Annotated in this window: 4 protein-coding genes; all 4 read left to right on the top strand. The window is 60.5% G+C overall.

Translation table 11 applies throughout. The annotated features are described in order from the left end of the window. Positions 1 to 238: 238 nt before the first annotated feature. The 4 genes from AAAU26_RS01070 (at position 239) to AAAU26_RS01055 (ending at position 4,140) form a co-directional block, all read left to right on the top strand. Positions 239 to 964: a YkgJ family cysteine cluster protein gene (locus tag AAAU26_RS01070; RefSeq protein ID WP_227618821.1), complete on the top strand. Its 726-nt coding sequence runs from the start codon at positions 239 to 241 to the stop codon at positions 962 to 964. 170 nt (positions 965 to 1,134) lie between these two features. After that, positions 1,135 to 2,163, top strand: a complete 1,029-nt coding sequence (locus AAAU26_RS01065; RefSeq protein WP_158403599.1) for an ABC transporter substrate-binding protein — start codon at positions 1,135 to 1,137, stop codon at positions 2,161 to 2,163. Positions 2,164 to 2,411: 248 nt separating this feature from the next. Continuing rightward, positions 2,412 to 3,353, top strand: a complete 942-nt coding sequence (locus AAAU26_RS01060) for an ABC transporter permease (protein WP_223387504.1) — start codon at positions 2,412 to 2,414, stop codon at positions 3,351 to 3,353. After that, a complete protein-coding gene (locus AAAU26_RS01055; RefSeq protein ID WP_015564878.1) occupies positions 3,346 to 4,140 on the top strand; it encodes an ABC transporter ATP-binding protein in 795 nt (264 codons plus the stop codon). The genes AAAU26_RS01060 and AAAU26_RS01055 overlap by 8 nt, the downstream gene beginning before the upstream one ends. Positions 4,141 to 4,238: the final 98 nt, after the last annotated feature.

The following is a 4,238-nucleotide window of genomic DNA, read 5'->3' as shown; positions in this document are numbered from 1 at the left end:
GAATGCCAAGGCCTCCCCTCGATAGGGGAGGTGTCAGCGCTTCAGCGCTGACGAAGAGGTTTTCCTCCCTCTCTGAGACCCGCATATTATCTGGCCAAGTGACAAATTATCGACGATGCATCGGCAAGAAAGTCACTTGGCCAAGGTGGCCAAATGGGCGATGCTGACCAAGTGACTCACTTGGCCAATGGGGGTCACTTGGCCACATGATCTACTACAGTATACAGGAGAAACTTATATGCTCAAGGATTCACAGCTCGACCTCTGCGGACGGGTGGATTTTGCCCGCACGACACCGCTGCTGGCGCGGGACGAGGCGTTCTCGTTTGCCTGCGCAGGCTGCGGCGGCTGCTGCCGGGGGCGGGAGGACATCGTGCTGTCGGGCTTCGACCTCTGGCGAATCGCGGGTCGGCTGCGCCTGCCGCCCCAGACCGTGGCCCGGGCCTTCTGCCGCGCGTCCATCGGGCAGGTGAGCCATCTGCCGGTGCTGCGGCTGGCCCCCGTGAAGGAGGAGCGGAACAACTGCCCTTTTCTCACCGAGAACCACTGCGCCATCCACGACGCCGAACCGCTGGTCTGCGCCCTCTACCCGCTGGCGCAGGAGATCAGCAGGGAAGGGGAGGTGAGCTATTTTTTGCAGCCCACCGGCTGCGGAGGGCGTGTCATCGAAGCCAAAGTGGAGGACTATCTGGCCCGCTACGACGTCCCTGCCCGGGAAAAGACCGACGTCCGCTGGGCGCAGACCTGCATGGACCTGGAAGACGTGGTGGAGCCGCTGGACGCCGCCCTCGAGCCGCCCCTGCGCCGCCGGATGCAGGCGAAGCTCTGGCAGGCACTCTATTTTAAGTTTGACTATGAGAAAGAGTACTTCCCTCAGCTGGAAGAAAACCTCGTCTGGCTGGGCGCAGAGCTGCAAAAACTGACGGACTATCAGCAGAGAAGAAACGCCTATCGAAAAAAGTGATAGATATATTCATTTTAATAGATAATTAGAACCGAAACGGCGTTGCCATCGGACGGAAATCGTGATATACTTCACGAGTGTAAAGCAGAGGCTGCTCTGCTGGACATTCAAATGCTTTTCGGCGCGGCGTCCTGCTGCCGCGTATATGGAAAAATGAGGGAGTAATCATTATGCGTAAAATCACTCGTCGTTCGTTTCTGGCTGCTGCCGCTGTCTGCGGCGCTGCTGCTGCCCTGACCGCCTGCGGCGGCTCTTCAGCATCCTCCACGGCTGCTTCTTCTGTGGCATCTTCTGCCGCAGCCGGCTCCGCTGCCGCTTCCGGCGACACCTACACCATCGGCATCTGCCAGCTGGTGCAGCATGCTGCTCTGGACGCTGCAACACAGGGCTTTGAGGACGCTCTGACCGCAGAGTTTGGCGACAACGTGAAGTTCGACTTCCAGAACGCACAGGGTGACTCCGCTACCTGCGCCACCATCGCCAACGGCTTCGTTTCCTCCGGCGTTGACCTCATCATGGCAAACGCCACCCCCGCTCTGCAGGCTGCACAGTCTGCCACCAACGAGATCCCCGTTCTGGGTACTTCCGTCACCGAGTACGGCGTGGCTCTGGGCCTGACCGACTTCTCCGGCACCGTCGGCGGCAACATCTCCGGCACCTCTGATCTGGCTCCGCTGGACCAGCAGGCCGATATGATCGTGGAGTGGATGCCCGACGCCAAGAAGGTCGGCCTGCTGTACTGCTCCGCTGAGGCCAACAGCCAGTATCAGGTGGACGAGGTCCAGAAGTATCTGGAGGCCAAGGGCGTCACCGCGACTCAGTACGCTTTCTCCGACTCCAACGACCTGTCTTCCGTCTGCCAGAAGGCCGCTGACGAGAACGACGCTCTGTATGTCCCCACCGACAACACCGTCGCTGCCAACACCGGCATCGTGGACGGCATCTGCCGCCCGGCCAAGAAGCCCGTCTTCGCCGGTGAGGAGGGCATCTGCGCCGGCTGCGGCGTGGCCACCCTGTCCATCAGCTACTACGACCTGGGCTACACCACCGGTGAGATGGCCGTCAAGATCCTGAAGGGCGAGTCCAATGTCTCCGATATGCCCATTGAGTACACCGATGTGACCAAGAAGTACAACAAGACCATCTGCGACGACCTGGGCCTGACCGTTCCCGAAGGCTACGAGGCCATCGAGGGCTGATAAGGGATAACCTCTCCGTCACACCTGACGGTGTGCCACCTCCCCTATCGAGGGGAGGCCTTGGCATAGCGGAAAGCCTCATCTCTTCGCCAAAGGCTCCCCTACTAGGGGAGCTGTCGAGCGGCAGCGAGACTGAGAGGTTTAACCACTAAAAAACAGCGGAGAAGAGCGGTTTTCTCGCTCTTCTCCGCTTTCCCGTATCAAACGGGTCTATAAAAAAGTGTAATTTAGGAGGAATCATTTTGGAAATGCTTGCAAGACTGGCGAACCTGCCCGGTGCTCTGCCGGGTGCGTGCGCACAGGGCCTCATCTGGGGCATTATGGCCATCGGCGTTTACCTCACCTACCGCATCCTTGATGTGGCGGACCTGACCGTGGACGGCTCCTTCGGCACCGGCGGCGCAGTCTGCGTCATGTGCCTGCTCTCGGGCCAGAACATCTGGGTGTCCCTGCTGGCTGCCGTGCTGGCGGGCCTCGCCACCGGCCTTGTCACCGGCCTGCTCCACACCTTTATGGGCATCCCGGCCATCCTGTCCGGCATCCTGACTCAGCTGGCCCTCTACTCCATCAACCTGAAGATCATGGGCAAGGCCAACCAGTCCATCAACGTGGACAAGTATGACCTGCTCATCTCCCTGCGCTGGGTCAAGGAGTTCGCGCTCCACAACCCCATCATCATGGTCATTCTGGTGTCGGCTGTGGTCATCGCCGTGCTGTACTGGTTCTTCGGCACCGAGCTGGGCTGCGCCATCCGCGCCACCGGCTCCAACCCCGCCATGTCCCGCGCACAGGGCATCAACACCAACTTCAACATCGTGCTGGGTCTGGCCGTCTCCAACGCTCTGGTGGCGCTGTCCGGCGCTCTGCTGAGCCAGTATCAGGGCTTTGCGGATGTCGGCATGGGCCGCGGCGCGATCGTCATCGGTCTGGCAGCTGTCATCATCGGTGAGGCTGTGTTTGGCCGCATCTTCCATAACTTTGCCCTCAAGATGGTCTCCGTCTCTCTGGGTGCCATCATCTACTACATCGTCATCCAGCTGGTGCTGACCCTCGGCTTTGACGCAAACCTGTTAAAGCTGCTGAGCGCATCCGTTGTGGCTGTCTTCCTCGCCGTGCCGTACTGGAAGGGCAGATATTTCGCAAAGCCTGCGGCCAAAAAGGCAAACAAGGAGGGCGCAAACAATGCTTGAGATACAAAATGTTTCCAAGACCTTCAACGCAGGCACCGTTAACGAGAAGACGGCCCTGAACGGCCTGAACCTGAAGCTGAATGAGGGCGACTTCGTCACTGTCATCGGCGGCAACGGTGCAGGCAAGTCCACCATGCTGAACGCCGTCGCCGGCGTCTGGCCCGTGGACTGCGGCAAGATCATCATCGACGGCGTGGACGTCACCCGTCTGAGCGAGCATCAGCGCGCCGCCTACATTGGCCGCGTCTTTCAGGACCCCATGACCGGCACTGCCGCCACCATGCAGATCGAAGAGAACCTCGCCCTTGCCGCCCGCCGCGGCAAGCCCCGTACGCTCCGCATCGGTATCACCAGGGCGGAGCGGGAGCAGTACCGTGAACTGCTCAAGAGTCTCGATCTGGGCCTTGAGAACCGGCTGACCGCCCGTGTGGGTCTGCTGTCCGGCGGCCAGCGTCAGGCGCTGACTCTGCTGATGGCCACCATGAACAAGCCCAAGCTCCTGCTGCTGGACGAGCACACCGCCGCCCTCGACCCCAAGACCGCCCTCAAGGTGCTGACCCTCTCGGCGAAGATCGTTGAGGAGAACCACCTGACCACCATGATGATCACCCACAACATGAAGGACGCCATCAAGTACGGCAACCGCCTCATCATGATGCATGAGGGTCACATCATCTACGACGTCTCCGGCGAGGAGAAGAAGAACCTGCAGGTCTCCGACCTGCTGGCAAAGTTCCAGATCGCCAGCGGCGGTGAGTTTGCGAATGACAGAATGATCTTGTCCTGATAAGGAGCCCGGGTTGCGGCTCCCAGCGTCTGCTTCGCTGCCGCTCGCATCCTGCTGGCCGCGGCCCCAACAGCTCCTCCCTGTTTCCGCCACTGGCG

The organism is Faecalibacterium longum, assembly GCF_040094125.1.
Taxonomy (GTDB): Bacteria; Bacillota; Clostridia; order Oscillospirales; family Ruminococcaceae; genus Faecalibacterium; species Faecalibacterium longum.
The sequence above is the reverse complement of the archived record's forward strand: the minus strand, read 5'-3'. Positions and strand labels throughout refer to the sequence as shown.